The following is a 237-nucleotide window of genomic DNA, read 5'->3' as shown; positions in this document are numbered from 1 at the left end:
AAGATCTGCACCATGGCGTTGGTCAGCCACAGGGCGTTGGCCGGTACCTGGTTGGCGTTCTCGCGGCGCAGGAACTCCGGCATGGTGTGGTCCTTGGCGGCGGCGAACATGATCTCGGCGCACAGCAGCACCCAGGACAGCAGCGCGCCAAGCAGCGAAACCGCCAGGCCGATACTGATCAGCAAGGCGCCCCACGGCCCGACGATATGCTCCAGTACCGAAGCCAGCGACGGGTTC

Annotated in this window: 1 protein-coding gene; it reads right to left on the bottom strand. The window is 65.4% G+C overall.

Annotated elements, in window-relative coordinates; translation table 11 throughout:
• The coding region (locus tag J5M58_RS27685) for an amino acid permease (RefSeq protein WP_207880737.1) at positions 1–237 on the bottom strand (237 nt) is incomplete at both ends.

The organism is Pseudomonas sp. 32_A (genome assembly GCF_017490905.1).
Classification (GTDB): Bacteria; Pseudomonadota; Gammaproteobacteria; order Pseudomonadales; family Pseudomonadaceae; genus Aquipseudomonas; species Aquipseudomonas inefficax.
This window is presented reverse-complemented; position numbering and strand designations above follow the sequence as displayed.